General features: G+C 74.1%; 1 protein-coding gene and 1 pseudogene. Both read right to left on the bottom strand.

What is annotated here, in order from left to right:
- Positions 1–56 precede the first annotated feature (56 nt).
- A pseudogene (locus tag OG259_RS41555) lies at positions 57–5531 on the bottom strand (SDR family NAD(P)-dependent oxidoreductase); the annotation flags it as partial.
- 90 nt (positions 5532–5621) lie between these two features.
- A complete protein-coding gene (locus tag OG259_RS41550; protein WP_328947391.1) occupies positions 5622–19559 on the bottom strand; it encodes a type I polyketide synthase in 13938 nt (4645 codons plus the stop codon).
- Positions 19560–19796: the final 237 nt, after the last annotated feature.

Raw genomic sequence — 19796 nt, 5'->3', positions numbered from 1 at the left:
CGGCCAGGCATCGCGGGCCGGGTGGGGCTTTCCGGGTGGGGCATACCGGGCGCGACCTAGGGGGTGGAGCTGCCGAGTTCGTTGTCGATGAAGCTGAGAAGCTCGTCGACGGAGGCCGACTCGATGGCGTCGGAATCGTCGGCCGCGTCGGACGGGTCGTACGTGCCGGCGCCGGGCACCGCGGCCGTACCGTCGGCCCCCTCGACCCGGGACAGCAGGGCACGGAGGCGGGCGGAGACGGCGGACCGGTCCTGGTCGCCCTGGGACACGGCGGCCAGCTTCCGTTCCACCTCGTCCAGTTCGTCGAGGAGCGCCTGGCGGGCGTCGGGTGCCTGGGGGGTGAGGCGGTCCCGCAGGAACGCGACGAGGGCCGCCGGGGTGGGGTGGTCGAACACGAGGGTGGCGGGAAGTTTGACGCCGGTGGCGGTGCCGATCCGGTTGCGCAGGTCGACCGCGGTGAGCGAGTCGAAGCCGAGGTCCTGGAAGGCGCGTTCCGGGGCGATGGACTCGGCGTCGGTACGGCCGAGGACCGCGGCGACGTCGGTGCGCACGAGGGTGAGGAGGAACTGCTCCTGCTCCACCTCGCTCAGCTCGCCCAGTCGTGCGGCGAGGCCGGCCGCCGGGTCGGCGGCGTGGTCGGCGGGCCCGGACCGGGCGACGCGGCGGCCCGGCAGGGCCGCGAGCTCGCTCAGGAGGGCGGGGATCCGGGCCTGGGCCCGTACGGCGGTCACGCCCACCGGGGTCGCGACGAGGGCGGCCCGGCCGTCGGCGGTGGCCCGGTCGAACAGGGAGAGGCCTTCGACGCGGGCGATCGGCCGGAAGCCGTCGCGGGCGAAGCGGTTGAGGTCGCTCTCGGCGAGGTGGGCGTTGATGCCGCCGAGCTGCCACAGGCCCCAGGCGATGGAGGTCGCCGGCAGGCCCTGGGCGCGCCGGTGGGCGGCGAGGGCGTCCAGGAAGGCGTTGGCCGCCGCGTAGTTGGCCTGGCCGGGGCCGCCGAGGACGCCCACGGTGGAGGAGAACGTCACGAACGCCTCCAGTTCCAGGTGACGGGTCAGCTCGTGCAGGTGCCAGGCCGCGTCCGCCTTGGGCCGCAGCACGTCGGTGAGCCGGTCGTCGGTGAGCGCGGGGAGCAGTCCGTTGTCGAGTACGCCGGCGGTGTGCACGACCGCGGTCAGCGGGTGCTCCTCCGGGATGCCCGCGAGCACCCGGGCGAGCGCGTCGCGATCGGCGACGTCGCAGGTGGCGACGGTGACGTGGGCGCCGATGCCCCGCAGGTCGTCCAGGAGCCCTGCCGTGCCGTCGGCCTGTTCCCCGGTACGGGAGAGCAGGAGGAGACGGGTGGCGCCGTGCTCGGCGACGAGGTGGCGGGCGAACTCGGCGCCGAGGGTGCCGGTGCCGCCGGTGACGAGGACGGTGCCGTGCTTCCAGACGGGGGGTCGGCCGGCGGGCTTGTCGGTGACGGGGACTCGTCGCAGGCGGGGCAGGAGCGTCTTGCCGTCGCGCAGGGCGGCTTGGGGTTCACCGGCGGCGAGGAGGGAGAGCGTCCCCTCGGTGCCGGCGCCCGTACCCGTACCCGTACCGCTGCCCGTGCCCGTGCCCGTGTCCGTGTCCGTGTCCGTGTCCGTGTCGATGAGGACGATGCGGTCGGGGGCTTCCGACTGGGCCGAGCGGAGCAGGCCCCAGACGGCGGCGCCCGCCAGGTCGGTGACGTCCTCCCCGTCGTCGGTGGCGACCGCGCCCGAGGTGACCACCACGAGCCGGGTCCCTTCAAGGCGCTCGTCGGCCAGCCACTCCCGTACCAGCGCGAGGGTCTTCCGCGTGGCCGTGTGCGTGGCGGCGGCCTGGTCGGCGCCGGGATCCGCGGGGGGCCAGGGCAGCAGGACGGCATCGACGCGGGTGCCGGCGGCGACGGCCGCGGCCACCTCGGTGGGGTGCGCGTACCTGTTCTCGCCGGTGCCGTTCTGCCCGCCGGTGCCGTCCGGGTCCAGGACGGCCCACGTGAGCGGTTCGGCCGGCTCCGGCAGGGTGGTGGGCGTCCAGTCGACGTGGAAGAGCGATTCGCGTCCCGTGCTGTCGCCGCCCACGGCGGCCCTGAACTGCTCGTTGGGCATGTCGCGGAAGACGATGGACTCCACCGAGACGACCAGGTCGCCGGCCGCGTCGGCCAGCTGGAGCGAGAAGGCGCCCTCGTCGATCTCCGTGACCCGCGCCTTGACGGCGGTCGCCCCGGTGGCGTGGAGCCGTACCCCGTACCAGTCGGCGGGGACCGGGACCGTACCGGCGGCCGGGTCCTCGGGGCGGACGGGCAGGGCCGCCTGCAGCAGGACCGGGTGCAGCCCGTACCGTCCGGCGTCGGTCTGGAGGCCGTCGGGGAGCTGGATCTCGGTGGTCCGGCCCGTCGCGTCGTCGTCCCAGGCGAGGGAGGCGGCGACCTCGGGCTCCTCCGTGAGGTACCAGCCCTCGGCGTGCATGGTCCACGGCGCGTCGAAGTCGTCGGGGCGGGAGTACAGGCACAAGCAGTGCCGTCCGGTGTCGTCCGGAGTGCCGGCCCTGACCTGGAGCTGGATGTTGCCCTCCTCCGGGAGCACCAGCGGCACCTGGAGGTTGAGCTCGTCGAGCGCCGGGTGGCCGATCAGGTCGCCCGCGTGGATGGCGAGTTCGACGAGTGCGGACGCCGGGAGGACGGGCGAGCCGAGGACGACGTGGTCGGCGAGCCACGGGTGGCTCTCCAGGGAGAGGCGGCTGGTGAACAGGATCTGGTTGAAGCCGGCCACCGTGATGGGCGAGCCGAGGACCGGGTGGCCGGTGGTGGGGGCGTCGTGGCCGTGGATCTCGGGGGCGGGGCGGGATTCGAGCCAGTAGCGGCGGCGCTGGAAGGCGTACGTGGGCAGCGGCACCTGGCGGGCGCCGGTTCCCTCGTACAGCGTCCGCCAGTCGACCGTGACGCCCCGGGTGAAGAGCGTTCCCACGGCCGACAGCAGGGTCGCGGTCTCGTCGCGGCCCCGGCGGAGCGCCGGAACGGCACCCTCGGCCAGTGCCGACAGCACACCGTCGGGACCCACCTCCAGGTACGAGGTGACGCCCTCGGCGGCCATCGTCTCGACGGCGTCGGCGAAGCGGACCGTGCCACGGACCTGGTCGGCCCAGTACTCGGCGCTACGGAGGTCGTCGCCGGTGGCGACCTTGCCGGTGACGGTGGAGACCACCGCGATACGGGGTGCCTCGTACGTCAGCTGGGCGGCGACGGCCTTGAACTCGGCCAGCATCGGATCCATCAGCGGCGAGTGGAAGGCGTGGCTCACCGTCAGACGACGGGTCCTGCCGCCCAGCTCACCGACCTTCCGCGCGACCTCGTGGACCGCTTCCTCTTCACCGGATACGACGACCGAGCGGGGACCGTTGACCGCCGCGATCGCGACCCGGCCCTCCAGAAGCCCGACGACCTCGGCCTCCGTCGCCTCCACGGCGACCATCGCACCACCACGCGGGAGCGCCTGCATCAGACCGGCACGTGCCACCACCAGACGTACCGCGTCCTCAAGGGAGAACACGCCCGCCACGTGCGCGGCCGCGATCTCACCGATCGAATGTCCTGTCACGAAGTCCGGGCGTACGCCCCACGACTCCACCAGACGGAACAGTGCGACCTCGACCGCGAACAGCGCCGGCTGCGTCCAGCCCGTCTCGTCCAGGCCCTCGCCCGAGACGATCACCTCACGCAGAGAACCGCCCACCGCCGCATCGAAAAGGCCGCAGACCTCGTCGAACGCCGCCGCGAACACCGGGAAGGAGGCGTACAGCTCCTGCGCCATTCCGGCACGCTGAGCCCCCTGACCCGTGAACAGGAAGCCCGTACGGCCCCCGGCCCGCTCACCGTGCACCAGGCCCGGAGCCGTCCCACCCTCGGCCAGTGCTCGCACCCCGGCGAGGAGCTCGCCACGGTCCCGGCCCGTCACCACCGCACGATGGTCCAAAGACGCCCGCCCCGTCGCCAGGGAGAAACCGATGTCCAGGGGGGACACGGCGAGGTCCGCCGTGAGGCGGGCGTTCAGCCGTCGTGCCTGGTCGCGGAGGGCGGTGGCCGTCTTGCCGGAGATGATCCACGGCACGACGGGGAGCGCCGCCGACGCCTCCCGGGGCTTCTCCGTGGTCTCCTCGGCCGCCGCGGGCGGTTCCTCGATGATGACGTGGGCGTTCGTGCCGCCGAAGCCGAAGGAGGAGACGGCCGCGCGGCGCGGGGCCCCGGTCTCGGGCCAGGGCCTGGCCTCGTTGAGCAGGGAGACGGCGCCCTCGTCCCATTCGACGTGGGTGGTCGGCTGATCGCTGTGCAGGGTGCGAGGCATCACGCCGTGCTCCATGGCCTGGATCATCTTGATGACGCCGCCGACTCCTGCCGCGGCCTGGGCGTGGGCGATGTTCGACTTGAGGGAGCCGAGGTACAGCGGGCGGCCCTCGGGGCGGTCCTGGCCGTAGGTGGCGAGGAGTGCCTGGGCCTCGATCGGGTCGCCGAGCCGCGTTCCGGTGCCGTGGGCCTCCACGACGTCGACGTCGGCGGTGGTGAGGCCCGCGCCGGCGAGGGCCTGGCGGATGACGCGTTCCTGCGCCGGACCGTTGGGGGCGGTCAGACCGTTCGACGCACCGTCCTGGTTGACGGCCGAACCGCGCATCACGGCGAGGACCCGATGGCCGTTGCGACGGGCATCCGACAGCTTCTCCACGAGGAGGAGGCCGACGCCCTCGGCCCAGCCGGTGCCGTCCGCGGCCGCGGAGAAGGACTTGCTGCGGCCGTCGGCGGCGAGCCCGCGCAGCCGGGAGAACTCCACGAAGGCGACCGGTGTCGACATCACGGTGACACCGCCGGCCAGGGCGAGGTCGCACTCGCCGCGGCGCAGGGCGTTGGCCGCGAGGTGCAGGGCGACCAGGGAGGAGGAGCAGGCGGTGTCGACGGTGACGGCCGGGCCTTCGAGGCCGTACGTGTAGGCGACGCGGCCGGAGGCGATCGAGCCCGCGCTGCCGCTGAAGAGGTAGCCCTCGAAGTCCTCCGGGGGGAGGTGGGGGCGCGAGCCGTAGTCGTTGTACATGACGCCGGCGAACACACCGGTCCGGGTGCCCTTGAGCGACACCGGGTCGATGCCGGCGCGCTCGAAGGTCTCCCAGGCGGTCTCCAGGAGGAGCCGCTGCTGCGGGTCGGCCGCCAGCGCCTCGCGCGGGGACATCCCGAACAGTTCGGGGTCGAAGAGGTCGGCGTCGTAGAGGAATCCGCCCTCGCGGGAGTAGGAGGTGCCGGTCTTCTCCGGGTCGGGGTCGTAGAGGCGCTCCAGGTCCCAGCCGCGGTCGGTGGGGAAGTAGGAGACCGCGTCGACGCCGTCGGCGACCAGCTGCCACAGGTCCTCGGGCGAGGCGACGCCTCCCGGGTACCGGCAGGCCATGGAGACGATGGCGATCGGCTCCTGTTCCTTGTCCTCGACCTCGCGCAGACGCTTGCGTGCGTCTCGGGCGTCGGCGATGGCCCTCTTGAGGTATTCGCGGAGTTGTACCTCGTCAGCCACGTGAATTCAGCTCCCGTGTGGTGGTGTGTCCGATTGCCGTGTGCGCGCCGTGGGCGGCGCGTGCCCTGGGGGTCATTCGAGTTCGTCGAGGAGCGCGAAGAGCTCCTCGTCGCTCGCCGTTTCGAGGTCCTGCTCGTCCTCGGTGTCCGCCGGGCGTCCGAGGCCGTCGGCGATCTCGGCGGCCTTGAGGAGTTCCTTGAGGCGTGCGGTGATCAGGTCGCGCGTCTCCTGGTCGGGTGCGGCGGCGATGGCCGTCTCCAGGCCCGCGAGGGGGGTGAGGACCGGTTCGGCGGGCGAGGCCTCCTCCACGGCGAGTTCGCCGAGGAGGTGGGTGGCGAGGGCCTGCGGCGACGGGTGGTCGAAGACGAGGGTGGTCGGCAGGCGCAGTCCGGTCGCCCGGCCCAGCTGGTTGCGGAGTTCGACGGCGGTGAGGGAGTCGAAGCCGAGCTCCTGGAAGGCCCGGTCGGCCTCGATGCGGCCGGGGTCTCCGTGTCCGAGGACGCCGGCGACCTGGGCGCGTACGAGGTCGGTGAGGGCGCGTTCCCGTTCGGCGGTGCCGAGGGAGGCGAGCCGCTGGGCGAGCGGGGCCTCCTCGGAGGTTCCGCCGGTCGCGACGGTGGTGGCGCGGCGCTTGGCCGGTCCGGCGAGGGCGCGCAGGACGGGCGGCAGTTCGCCGCCGCCGCGCAGGGCCGCCGCGTCGAGGCGGGTGACGGCGAGGACGGCCTCGCCGGTGGCGGGTGCCGCGTCGAAGAGGGCCATCGCCTCCTGGGAGGCGAGGGGGCGCAGGCCGACGCGGGCCAGGCGGCGCAGGTCGGTCTCGTCGAGGCTGCCGGAGATGGTGCTGGCCTGGGCCCAGAGGCCCCAGGCGAGGGACAGGCCGGGCAGGCCGTGGGCGCGGCGGTGGGCGGCGAGGGCGTCGAGGAAGGTGTTGCCCGCCGCGTAGTTGGCCTGGCCGGCGGTGCCGATGAGGCCGGCGACGGAGGAGTAGAGGACGAAGGCGGTGAGGTCGAGGTCCCGGGTGAGTTCGTGGAGGTGCCAGGCGGCGTCGATCTTGGGGCGGAGGACCTTGTCGAGCTGGTCGGGGGTGAGTTGGGCGGCGACGCCGTCGTCGAGGACGCCGGCGGTGTGGACGACGGCGGTGAGCGGGTGCTCGTCGGGGACGGCGGCGAGGACGGCGGCGAGGGAGTCGCGGTCGGTCACGTCGCAGGCGACGGTCTCGGCGTGGGCGCCGAGTGCTTCGAGTTCGGTGCGGAGTTCGTCGGCGCCGGGGGCGTCGGGGCCGCGGCGGCTGAGGAGCAGCAGTCGGCGGGCTCCGTGTTCGGTGACGAGGTGCCGGGCGAGGACGGCGCCGAGGGCGCCGGTCGCGCCGGTGACGAGGACGGTGCCGCGGTCCCAGTGGGGGGTGGTGGGGGGTTCGGCCACGGGGGTGGCGCGGGTCAGCCGGGGGACGGTGAGGGTGTCGCCGCGGACGGCGATCTGGGCTTCGCCGGTGGCTACGGCGAGGTCGAGGAGCCGGTCCTCGGCGGCCGTACGGTCCTGGTGGCCTGCCGTGCGGTCCTGGTCGCCTGCGGTGTGGTCTCCGGTGGTGGCGGGGTCGAGGTCGACGAGGACGATCCGGCCGGGGTTCTCGGTCTGTGCGGACCTGAGGAGGCCCCAGACTCCGGCGTGGGCCAGGTCGGTGACGTCCTCGGGTCCTGCGGCGACGGCACCCCGGGTGGTGACGACGAGCCGGGTCTCGGCGAGCCGGTCGTCGGCTAGCCAGTCCTGCACGGTGTCGAGGACCCGCCGTACGGCGGTGCGGGCCCGCTCGGGCAGGTCGGCGTGGTGGGCGCCGGTCGCGTCGGTGGTGTGCTCGCCGGTCACGTCGGCGTCGTGGGCGCCGGTCGCGTCGGCCGTGTGGCCGGGCGTCCGCAGCAGGAGTACGGCGGGCGTCGCGGCGCCCGCGTCGAGTGCGGCGCCGAGGGCCCGCACGCTTCCCTGGCCGGCGCCGTCGGCGAGCAGGGCCCAGCCGGTGCGCGCCGGTGCGGTGCCGGTGGCGGGCAGGGTCGTCCAGCCGAGGCCGAACAGTCCGTCGCGTGCGGCGGTGCCCGCCCCGCGGAGCGCCTCCTCGGACAGTGGGCGCAGCAGGAGCGATGCGGCGGAGGCGACGGCTGCGCCCGCGCCGTCGGCGACGGTGAGCGCGACCCTCAGCGAGTCGTCGCCGGGCCGGTCGAGGGTGAGCCGTACGCGCAGGACGGTCGCCCCGGTGGCGTACAGGTTCACTCCGGACCAGGAGAACGGCAGCCAGGAGGTGCCTTCGGGCTCGGCGACGCCGGGGAGCAGCGGGTGCAGGGCGGCGTCGAGGAGGGCGGGGTGGAGGCCGAACCGGGGGGCGTCGGTGCGGTGTTCCTCGCCGAGGACGACCTCGGCGAAGAGCTCGTCCTGTGTCTTCCAGAGGCGGCTGAGGCCCTGGAAGGCGTTCTCGTAGCCGTATCCGGCGTCGGCGAGCCGGTCGTACACGCCGTCGAGGTCGACCTCGGTGGCCCCGGCGGGGGGCCAGGCGAGGAGTCCCTCGGGGGTGGCGGTGCCGGTGCCGAGGCGGCCCTCGGCGTGCAGGGTCCACGGCTGGTCCGGGTCGTCGTCCTGGTCGGGCCGGGCGTAGACGGCGAGGCTGCGGCCTCCGGTCCCGTCGGGTTCGCCGACGACGAGCTGGAGCTGGACGGCTCCGCGCTCGGGCAGGACCAGCGGTGCGGCGAGCGTCAGTTCGTCGACCAGGTCGCAGTCGACCTGCTCGGCGGCGCGGAAGGCCAGGTCGAGGAGGGCGGTGGCCGGCAGCAGGACCGTTCCGGCCACGGCGTGGCCCTCCAGCCAGGGGTGGGTGCGGCGGGAGACACGGCCGGTGAGGAGGTACGCGTCCCGGTCCGCGACCCGTACGGCCGCGCTGAGCAGGGGGTGGCCGACGGCGGCGAGGCCGAAGCCCTCGGCGTCGCCGGGGGTGGCGGCGCCCTCCAGCCAGTAGCGGGCGTGGTCGAAGGAGTAGGTGGGCAGGTCGACGCGGCGGGCGCCGGGGAAGTACGACTGCCAGTCCGGTCGGGCGCCGCGCAGTACGGCGCCGGTGAGGGCGGCGGCGACGGTGTCGGCCTCGGGCCTGCCCGAGCGGAGCAGCGGGGCGAGGAAGCCTGCCTCGCGGGTCAGGCATTCCTGGGCCATGGCGGTCAGGACGCCGTCGGGGCCCATCTCCAGGTACTCGGTGACGCCCAGCTCTTCGAGGTGGCGGACGCCGTCGTGGAAGCGGACCGCCTCGCGGATGTGGGTGACCCAGTAGTCGGGCGAGGTGAGCTGCTCGGTGGTGGCGAGGACGCCGGTGACGTTGGAGACGACGGGGATGCGGGGCTCGTGGTACGTCAGGCACTCGGCGACGGAACGGAACTCGTCGAGCACCTCGTCCATGTGCGGTGAGTGGAAGGCGTGGCTGACCGGCAGTCGCTTGGTCTTGCGGCCCCGGGTGCGCCAGAGGGTGCTGATCTCCTCGACGAGGTCCTGGTCGCCGGAGATGACGGTGGCCCGGGGGCCGTTGATCCCGGCGACGGCGACGTCTTCGTAGTCGGCGAGGACGGACCGGACCTCTTCCTCGGAGGCCTGGAGCGCGGCCATCGCGCCGCCTTCGCGGGCCGCCTGCATGAGCCGGCCGCGCTCGGCGACGAGGGCGCACGCGTCGGCGAGGTCCAGGACCCCGGACAGGTGGGCGGCGGTGACCTCGCCGATGGAGTGGCCGAGGAGGTAGTCCGGTGTGATGCCGTGGTGTTCGGCGAGCCGGAAGAGGGCGACCTCGGTGGCGAAGAGGGCGGCCTGGGTGAAGGCGGTCTGGTCGATCAGGGCCGAGTCGGCGGAGCCTTCGGGGGCGAAGAGGACGTCCTTGACGGGCCGGAACAGTTCGGTGTCGAGGTGCCTGCACACCTCGTCGAGGGCGTGACGGAAGACGGGGGACGTCTCGTAGAGCTCGCGTCCCATGCCGAGCCGCTGGCTGCCCTGTCCGGTGAAGAGGAACGCCGTCTTGCCGCGGCGGCCGGTGGTGGCCCGTACGACCGAGGGTGTCGGCTCGCCGCCGGCGAGGGCGGCCAGTCCGGTCAGGAGCGTGCCGCGGTCGGTGCCGAGGACGGCGGCGCGGTGCTCCAGGGTGGCGCGGGTGGTGGCCAGGGTGAGGCCGACGTCGCCGACGGTGAGCCCGGGGTGGTCGGTGAGGTGGCGGTGGAGCCGGTCGGCTTGGCGGCGCAGGGCGTTCTCGTCCTTCGCGGTCAGGATCCAGGGGAGGACGACGGCGTCGGTGTCGCCACCGGACGGGGTGTCCGGAGCGGCCGGTGCCGGGGTGTCGCCGGCCAGTTCCAGGACCACGTGGGCGTTGGTGCCGCTGATGCCGAAGGACGACACGGCGGCGCGGGCGGGGCGGCCGGTGGCGGGCCACGGGGTCGCCTCGGTGAGCAGCTGGACCGCGCCGGTGTCCCAGTCGATGTGGGGGGAGGGGTTCTCGGCGTGCAGGGTCTTCGGCAGGGTGCCGTGCCGCATGGCCTGGATCATCTTGATGACGCCGCCGACACCGGCCGCGGCCTGGGCGTGCCCGATGTTCGACTTGAGGGAGCCGAGGTACAGCGGGCGGCCCTCGGGCCGGTCCTGGCCGTAGGTGGCGAGCAGTGCCTGGGCCTCGATCGGGTCGCCGAGGCTGGTGCCGGTGCCGTGCGCCTCGACCGCGTCGACGTCGGCGGGGGTGAGGCCGGCGACGGCGAGGGCCTGGCGGATGACGCGTTCCTGCGCCGGACCGTTGGGGGCGGTCAGGCCGTTGGAGGCGCCGTCCTGGTTGACGGCCGAGCCGCGCATCACGGCGAGGACCCGGTGGCCGTTGCGGCGGGCGTCGGACAGCTTCTCCACGAGGAGGAGGCCGACGCCCTCGGCCCAGCCGGTGCCGGAGGCGTCGGCGGAGAAGGAGCGGCAGCGGCCGTCCTCGGAGAGGCCGCGCTGCCGGGAGAACTCGACGAAGGTGCTGGGGCCGGACATCACGGTGACGCCGCCGGCGAGGGCGAGGTCGCATTCGCCCTGGCGCAGGGCGTTGGCCGCGAGGTGGAGGGCGACCAGGGAGGAGGAGCAGGCGGTGTCGACGGTGACGGCGGGGCCTTCGAGGCCGTACGTGTAGGAGAGGCGGCCGGAGACGACGCTGGAGAGGTTTCCGGCGAGCAGGAAGCCCTCGAACTCCTCGGGGCTCTTGGCGAGCCGCGAGGCGTAGTCGTCGTACATGGCGCCGGTGAAGACGCCGGTGCTGGTGCCGCGTACGACGGCCGGGTCGATGCCGGCGCTCTCGAAGGTCTCCCAGGCGGTCTCCAGGAGGAGGCGCTGCTGCGGGTCGGTGGCGATGGCCTCGCGCGGGGACATCCCGAAGAACGCCGGGTCGAACCGGTCGGCGTCGTGGAGGAATCCGCCGTGCCGGGTGTAGGAGGTGCCGGTCTTCTCCGGGTCCGGGTGGTAGAGGGAGTCCAGGTCCCAGCCCCGGTTGTCGGGGAACTCGCTGATGGCGTCGGTGCCTTCGGCGACGAGCCGCCACAGGTCCTCGGGCGAGGAGACGCCGCCGGGGAAGCGGCAGGCCATGCCGACGATGGCGATGGGCTCGTCGGCCGCCGCGGCGGCCCGGCGGGCGGGTGCGCTGCTCGGGGCGGGCTTGCGCCCCGCCGCCTGCTGGTGCAGATAGGCGGCGAGGGCGGCGGGCGAGGGGTGGTCGAAGACGGCGGTGGCGGGCATCCGCAGTCCGGTGGCGGTGTTGAGCCGGTTGCGCAGTTCCACGGCGGCCAGCGAGTCGAACCCGATGTCCTTGAAGGCGCGCTCCGGGTCGATGCCCTCCGGGCTCGCGTGGCCGAGGACGCCGGCGACGATGCCGCGGACGAGGTCGGCCGCGGCGGCCCGGCTCTCCTCCTCGGGGAGGCCGGCGATGCGGCGGGCCCATTCGGTGCCGCCGTCCGCTCCCGCGGCCGTCGCGCCCTGCGCGGCCCGGGTGGTGGCGCGGGGGCGGATCAGCCCGCGCAGCAGGGCGGGCGGGTTGCCGGCCGCGGCGGCGCGCAGCCGGGCCAGGTCGAGCAGGGCCGGTACGACCAGGGCGTCGCCGCCGGTGAGGGCGGCGTCGAAGAGGGCGAGGCCGGTGTCGGGGTCGAGCGGGTCGACGCCCGCCCGGCTCCAGCGGGCGAGGTCGGCCTCTCCGAGCTGGGCGCCCATGCCGTGGCTGGCGTCCCACAGGCCCCAGGCCAGCGAGGTGGCGGCCCGGCCCTGGGCCTGGCGGTGGGCCGCGAGCGCGTCGAGGTAGGTGTTGGCGGCGGCGTAGTTGGACTGTCCGGCGGTGCCGGTGATGCCGGAGACGGAGGAGAAGAGGACGAACGCGGCCAGGTCCAGGTCGCGGGTCTGCTCGTGCAGGTTCCAGGCGGCGTCGACCTTGGGCCGCAGGACCTTGGCCAGCTGCTCGGGGGTGAGCGATTCGACGGTGGCGTCGTCGAGGACGCCGGCGGTGTGCACGATCGCGGTGAGCGGGTGCGCGGGGTCGACGGCCGTCAGGAGGGTGGCGACGGCGTCCGGGTCGGCGGCGTCGGCGGCGACGGTGGTCACCCGGGCGCCGAGTCCGGTGAGTTCGGCGGTGAGCCGGTCGGCTCCGGGGGTGTCGGGTCCGCGTCGGCTGGTGAGCAGCAGGTGGCGTACGCCGTGCCCGGTCACGAGGTGGCGGGCGAGGAGTCCGCCGAGGCCGCCGGTGCCGCCGGTGATGAGGACGGTGCCCTCGGGGTCGAGGCGGGGCGCGTCGGCGGGTGCCGGGGCGCGGTCGCGGCTGAGCCTCGGGGCGTGCAACCGGGTGCCGCGCAGGGCGAGCTGCGGTTCTCCGGTGGCCAGGGCGGCGGGCAGTCGTTCCTCGGCCTCGGAGGTGCCGTCGACGTCCAGGACGACGATCCGGTCGGGGTGTTCGCTCTGGACGGCGCGCAGCAGGCCCCATACGGGGGCCGCGGAGAGGCCGTCGACGGCTTCGCCGGGGGTGGTGGCGACGGCGCCGGTGGTGGCGAACGCGAGGCGGGTGCCGTCGAAACGCTCGTCGGCGAGCCACCGCTGGGTCAGGGCGAGGGCGCGGGCGGCGTTCTCGTGGGCGGCGGCGGGGGTGGGGGGACTGCCGGCGTCGACGCGGACGAGGAGGACGTCGGCCGTGTGGTCTCCCGCGTCCGCGTCCGGGAGGGTGTCCGTGCCGGCGGGGAGTTCGGTGATGCGCGGCGCGGGGCCGCCCGCCGGGGTGAGGGTGGTCCAGGCGACGGTGAACAGGCCGTCCGTGGTGGCCGCCGGGGCGAGCTTGTCCTTGGCGACGGGGCGCAGCATCAGCGAGTCGACGGTGGCCACGGGGGCGCCGGTGGCGTCGGCGAGGTGCAGGCCGACGGTGTCGGTGCCGGTGCGCTCGATGCGGACGCGCAGGGTGGTGGCGCCGACGGCGTGGGTGGTGATCCCGCTCCAGGCGAACGGCAGCCGGATGGTGTCCGGGTCGGCGGCGTCCGCGGCGTCGAGGACGACGGGGTGGAGGACGGCGTCGAGGAGTGCGGGGTGGATGCCGTAGCCGGCGGCGGCCTCGTGCTGGTCCGCGGGGAGGGCGACCTCGGCGTAGGTGGTGCCGTGCGCGCCGCGCCAGAGGGCGCGCAGTCCCTGGAAGGTGGCGCCGTACTCGTATCCGAGGGCGGTGAGCCGTTCGTACGTGTCGTCCAGCGGCACGGTCTCCGCGTGCTGCGGCGGCCAGGTGAGCAGTTCGTCGAAGGCCGGGCCGGTGGTGGGGGGTGTGCCGGCGAGGACGCCGGAGACGTGGCGGGTCCAGGCGGCCGGCTCGTCGTGTTCGGTGTCGGTCTCGGGCCGGGAGTGCACGGCGAAGGTGCGGCTGCCCGTGGTGTCGGGGGCGGAGACGGTGACCTGGACGCGGACGGCCCGCTGCTCGGGAAGGGCGAGCGGGGCTTCCAGGGTCAGTTCGACGAGGTGCTCGGCGCCGGCGGTCCGGCCCGCCGCCGTGGCGAGTTCGATGAATGCGGTGGCGGGTACGAGGACGGTGCCGTGGATGCGGTGGTCGGCGAGCCACGGGTGGTCGTTCAGCGACAGCCTGCTGGTGAGGACCAGGCCCTCACGGTCGGCGAGGTCGACGCTGGTGGCCAGCAGGGGGTGGCCCGCCGGGTCGAGTCCGAGACCGCGGGCGTCGGTGCGGGCCTCGGGCCGGAGCCAGTAGTGGCTGCGCTGGAACGCGTACGTGGGCAGCTCGACGCGCGAGGCGCCGGGGAAGAACGACGCCAGGTCCAGCGGGGCGCCGAGGGTGTGGGCGCGGGCGAGTCCGGCGGCGAGGGTGGCGGGCTGGGGGCGGCCGGACCGCTGGAGGGCGACGGCCTGGGAGGTGTCGGCCAGGAACGAACCGGCGGCCATCGCGGTGAGGACGGCGTCGGGGCCGATCTCGACGAAGACGGTGACGCCCTCGTCCTCCAGGCTGCGGGTGGCGTCGAGGAACCGTACGGCCTCGCGGATCTGCCGCACCCAGTAGTCGGGGGTGACGAGGTCGTCGCCGGTGGCGGGCAGGCCCGTGACGGTGGAGACGACCTGGAGGAGCGGCGCGTGGTACGTCAGGCCCTCGGCGACGGTACGGAACTCGTCGAGGATCGTGTCCATGTGCGGCGAGTGGAAGGCGTGGCTGACCGTGAGGCGGCGGGTCTTGCGGCCGCGCTCGCGCCAGAGCGCGGCGAGCGCGTCGGCGGCGTCGGCGTCACCGGAGACCACGACGGCGTCCGGACCGTTGACGGCGGCGACGGCGAGGCGGTCGGCGTAGGGGGTGAGGGTCTCGGCGACCTCGTCCTCCGTGGCCTGGACGGCGAGCATCGCGCCGCCGGGGACCGCCGCCTGCATCAGCCGGCCGCGGGCGGCGACCAGGGCTGCGGCGTCCTCCAGGGAGAGGACCCCGGCGGCATGGGCGGCGGCGAGTTCGCCGATGGAGTGCCCGGCGACGGCGTCGGGGGTGAGCCCGTGGGCCTGGAGGGTGCGGTGGAGGGCGACTTCGAGGGCGAAGAGGGCGGGCTGGGTGGCGCGGGTCTCGTTCAGCAGGGCGGTGTCGTCGCCCGGGGCCGTGTCGCCGTCCAGGGTGGTGTCGCCGTCCGCGTCCTCGAACATCACGTCGCGCAGCGGGCGGCCCAGGTCGAGGTGCGGGTCGAGGGCGGCGCACACCTCGTCGAGGGCGGCGGCGAACGCCGGATGCGTCTCGTACAGTTCACGGCCCATGCCCGGGTACTGGGCGCCCTGGCCGGTGAACAGGAACGCGGTACGGCCCGCGCGGGCGGCGGAGCCGGTGACCAGCTGGGGTGCGTCGGCGTTGCGGCGCAGCGCGTCGAGACCGGCGAGGAGCTCGGTCGCTCCGGTGCCGGTGACGACGGCCCGCTCGGTCCAGGTGGCGCGGGTGGTGGCGAGGGAGAAGCCGATGTCGGCGATGTCGGCGGCGCCGAGTTCGGGGTCGTTCTCCAGGCGGGTGTGGAGAGCCTCGGCCTGGGCGGTGAGGGCGGCGCGGTCGGGGGCGGAGAGGGCCCAGGGGGTGGGCAGTCCGGGGGTGGTCCCGGGCTCGGGGCGGGCGTCCTGGTGCTCGTCGTCCGCCTGCTCGACGATGACGTGGGCGTTGGTGCCGCTGATGCCGAACGAGGAGACGGCGGCCCGGCGGGCGCGCTCGGTCTCCGGCCAGTCGCGGGCCTCGGTGAGCAGTTCGAGCCCGCCGGCCGTCCAGTCGACGTGGGGGGTGGGCTCGGTGACGTGCAGGGTGCGCGGCAGGACGCCGTGGCGGATCGCCTGGACCATCTTGATGACGCCGCCGACACCGGCCGCGGCCTGGGCGTGCCCGATGTTCGACTTGAGCGATCCCAGATACACCGGGGTTCGGTCGCTTCGGTCGCTGCCGTAGGTGGCGAGGATCGCGGCGGCCTCGATCGGGTCGCCGAGCCGGGTCCCGGTGCCGTGGGCCTCGACGACGTCGACGTCGGCGGTGGTGAGGCGGGCGTCCGCGAGGGCCTGGCGGATGACCCGCTCCTGCGAGGGGCCGTTGGGAGCGGTCAGACCGTTCGACGCGCCGTCCTGGTTGACGGCGGTGCCGCGGATGACGGCGAGGACCTGGTGGCCGTTGCGGCGGGCGTCGGAGAGCTTCTCGACGAGGAGCATGCCGACGCCCTCGGCCCACGAGGTGCCGTCCGCGTCGGCGGAGAAGGACTTGCTGCGACCGTTCGCGGCGAGGCCGCGCTGCCGGGAGAACTCCACGAACATGCCGGGGGCGGACATGATCGTCGCGCCGCCCGCGATCGCGAGGGTCGTCTCGCCGAGGCGCAGCGACCGTACGGCCATGTGCAGGGCGACGAGCGAGGAGGAGCAGGCGGTGTCGACGGTGAGGGCGGGGCCGACGAGTCCGAGCTGGTAGGCGATGCGGCCGGACATGACGCTGCTGGTGGAGCCGGTGAGCAGGTGGCCCTCGACGCTCTTCGGGGCGTCGTGCAGACGCGGGCCGTAGTCGAGCGCGGTGGCTCCGACGAAGACGCCGGTGCGGCTGCCCTTGAGGGTGTCGGGGTCGAGGCCGGCGCGCTCGACGACCTCCCAGGCGGTCTCCAGGAGGAGGCGCTGCTGCGGGTCCATGGCGAGGGCCTCGCGGGGCGAGATCCCGAAGAACCCGGCGTCGAAGAGGGCGGCGTCGTGCAGGAAGCCTCCCTCGCGCACGGAGCTCTTCCCGGAGCGCTCGGCGTCCTGGTCGTACAGGTCGGCGTCCCAGCCCCGGTCGGCGGGGAAGCCGGAGATGGCGTCGGCGCCGTCGGCCACGAGCCGCCACAGGTCCTCGGGTGAGGAGACGCCGCCGGGGTAGCGGCAGGCCATGGCGACGATGGCGATCGGCTCGTCGTCCTGGAGCGGCACGGCGAGGTGCTGCTCGTCGGCGATGGCCGAGCCGGTCAGTTCGGCCTCGATGTAAGCGGCGAGCGCGGTGGGGGTCGGGTGGTCGAAGAGGAGGCCGCCGGAGAGGCGCAGACCGGTGGCGGTCGCGAGCCGGTCGCGGAGCTCGACGGACATCAGGGAGTCGAAGCCGAGGTCCTTGAAGGACTGCCGGGCATCGGCGCGGCGGCCCTTGTCGTATCCGAGGACGGTGGCGATGTGCGTGGCCGTCAGGTCGGTGACGGTGCGGGAGCGTTCGGCCGGGGACATCGCGGCGAGCCGGTGGCCGAGTTCGCCACGGGGGACGGGGGCCTCGCCGGGCGTGCTCGCGGAGAGCTCCGGCAGGGCGGGGGCGGTCCGGCCGGCGGAGCCGGGTTCGAGCCAGTGGCGGCTGCGCTGGAAGGCGTACGTGGGCAGGGGTACCCGGCGGGCGCCGGTTCCCTCGTAGAGCGCCTGCCAGTCGACGGCGGTGCCCCGGGTGAACAGGGTGGCGACGGCGGACAGCAGGGTCACGACCTCGTCGCGGCCCCGGCGGAGCGCCGGAACGGCACCCTCGGCCAGTGCCGACAGCACACCGTCGGGACCCACCTCCAGGTACGAGGTGACGCCCTCGGCGGCCATCGTCTCGACGGCGTCGGCGAAGCGGACCGTGCCACGGACCTGGTCGGCCCAGTACTCGGCGCTACGGAGGTCGTCGCCGGTGGCGACCTTGCCGGTGACCGTGGAGACCACCGCGATACGGGGAGCCTCGTACGTCAGCTGAGCGGCGACGGCCTTGAACTCGGCCAGCATCGGATCCATGAGCGGAGAGTGGAAGGCGTGGCTCACCGTCAGGCGGCGTATGCGCCCGCCCAGCTCCTCGACCTTGCGGCCGACTTCGAGAACGGCCGTCTCCTCGCCGGATACGACGACCGAGCGGGGACCGTTGACCGCCGCGATCGCGACCCGGCCCTCCAGAAGCCCGACGACCTCGGCCTCCGTCGCCTCCACGGCGACCATCGCACCACCACGCGGCAACGCCTGCATCAGACCGGCACGCGCCACCACCAGACGCACCGCGTCCTCAAGGGAGAACACGCCCGCCACGTGCGCGGCCGCGATCTCACCGATCGAATGCCCCGCGACGAAGTCCGGACGCACACCCCACGACTCCACCAGACGGAACAACGCCACCTCGACCGCGAACAGCGCCGGCTGCGTCCAGCCCGTCTCGTCCAGGCTCTCGCCCGAGACGATCACCTCACGCAGAGAACCGCCCAGCGCCGCATCGAAAAGGCCGCAGACCTCGTCGAACGCCGCCGCGAACACCGGGAAGGAGGCGTACAGCTCCTGCGCCATTCCGGCACGCTGAGCCCCCTGGCCGGTGAACAGGAAGCCCGTACGGCCGTCCTGGACGTGGCCGGTCACGACGCCGGTGCCGGGTGCGCCCTCGACGAGGGAGTCGAGTCCGGCGAGGAACGTTTCCTCACTGTCCGCGAGGACGACCGCGCGGGCGTCGAAGGTGGTGCGGGTGGTCAGCAGGGACCAGCCGATGTCGGCGGTCCCCGCCTCGCTCGCGTCGGCGAAGGCGCGCAGCTTCCCGGCCTGGGCACGCAGAGCGTCGGCGTCGCGGCCGGAGAGGACCCAGGGCAGTACGGCGGGAGCGTCCACGGCGGAAGCGTCCGCAACCGGAGCGTCCGCAGCCGAAGACTCCACGGCAGAGGATTCCGCAGCCGAAGTCTCGGCGGCCGGGACCTGCCCGGAGACCGGCGCCTCGGTCAGTACGACGTGGCAGTTGGTGCCGCCCATGCCGAAGGAGGACACACCCGCGACCAGGGGGCGGTCGGGGTGCGGCCAGGGAGTGAGTGCGCGCGGTACGGAGAGGCCGAGGCCGGCGAGGTCGATGGCCGGGTTCGGGGTCTCGAAGTTGAGGCTCGCGGGGATCTCGCGGTGCGTCAGGCTCAGCAGGGCCTTGAGCAGGCCGACCATGCCGGCGGCCCCCTCCAGGTGCCCGACGTTGGTCTTGGCCGAGCCGACGATCAGGGGGTCGCCGGGTGCGCGGTGGGAGCTGAAGACGTCTCCGAGCGCGGCGGCCTCGATGGGGTCGCCGACGGGGGTCCCGGTGCCGTGCAGCTCGACATACTGAACATCGGAGGGGCTGATTCCGGCCTTTTCGTAGGCCTCGCGGAGAACCTGGCGCTGAGCCTCGCGGCTGGGCACGGTCAGTCCGGGCGTGGCACCGTCGTTGTTGACGGCGCTGCCGCGGATGACACCGTAGATCCGGTCGCCGTCCGCCTCCGCCTGGGCCAGCGGCTTGAGGATGACCGCCCCGCCTCCCTCGCCCCGCACGAATCCGTTGGCGCGGGCGTCGAAGGTGTAGGCGGTGCCGTCCGGCGAGAGACCGCCGAACCGCTCCTCGGTCACGGCGCTCTCGCCGAGGATGTTGAGGTTGATGCCCGCGGCTATCGCCGTGGTGGACTCCCCCGAACGCAGCGACTCGCACGCAAGGTGCACGGCGACCAGGGAGGAGGACTGGGCGGCGTCGACGGTGAGGCTCGGTCCGCGCAGGCCCAGGTAGTAGGAGACGCGGTTGGCGATGACGCCTCGGTTGAGGCCCGTCATGGAGTGCTGGGTGATGACCTGCTCGCCGTACTGGTTGGCGAGGCTGGTGTAGTCGTCGCGGAGGGTGCCGACGAAGACGGCGGTACGGGAGTCCCGCAGGTGGGCGGGGACGGTCCCGGCGTCCTCCAGGGCCTCCCAGGCCAGTTCGAGGACGAGTCGCTGCTGCGGGTCCATGGCGGCGGCCTCGCGGGGCGAGATCGCGAAGAAGCCCGCGTCGAAGTCGGCGATGCCGTCGAGGAATCCGCCACGGCGGACTCCTGCCCCGGCCTGTGGTTCCGCGGTGTTCCAGCGTCCGGGCGGTGCGTCGGTGATCGCGTCGGTGCCGCTGCGCAGCATCTGCCAGAAGTCGGCCGGGCCGAGGGCCATGGGGAGCCGGCAGGCCATGCCGATGACGGCGATGGCCCCCTCGTCGCCTCGCGGCGCGCGGCTCTCCACAGAAATGCGATTAGTCGTCATGGCGCTCGACTGCCCTTTCCTGACTGATATCGAAGCGGCCTGAGTATCCCGGATATGGAACCCCGCATTTTCGACCCTAAGACCGGCCGACCTGTTTCTTCTCAACACCCGGTCATGCACGGGTAACCGCCCGATTCGGCAACGGGGTGGACGGTCCGTTACTTGTCGGTGGGCGGCCGGTGAGGTTGGCCGGTTACGTTCTGGACAGATCTGCGTGAAACTCCTCGAATTCCCGGG

This window comes from Streptomyces sp. NBC_00250 (genome assembly GCF_036192275.1).
GTDB lineage: Bacteria > Actinomycetota > Actinomycetes > Streptomycetales > Streptomycetaceae > Streptomyces.
This window is presented reverse-complemented; position numbering and strand designations above follow the sequence as displayed.

Excerpts from the sequence above, each read along its gene's own strand:
- OG259_RS41550 (WP_328947391.1), bottom strand. The coding sequence starts at position 19,559 with ATGACGACTAATCGCATTTCTGTGGAGAGCCGCGCGCCGCGAGGCGAC.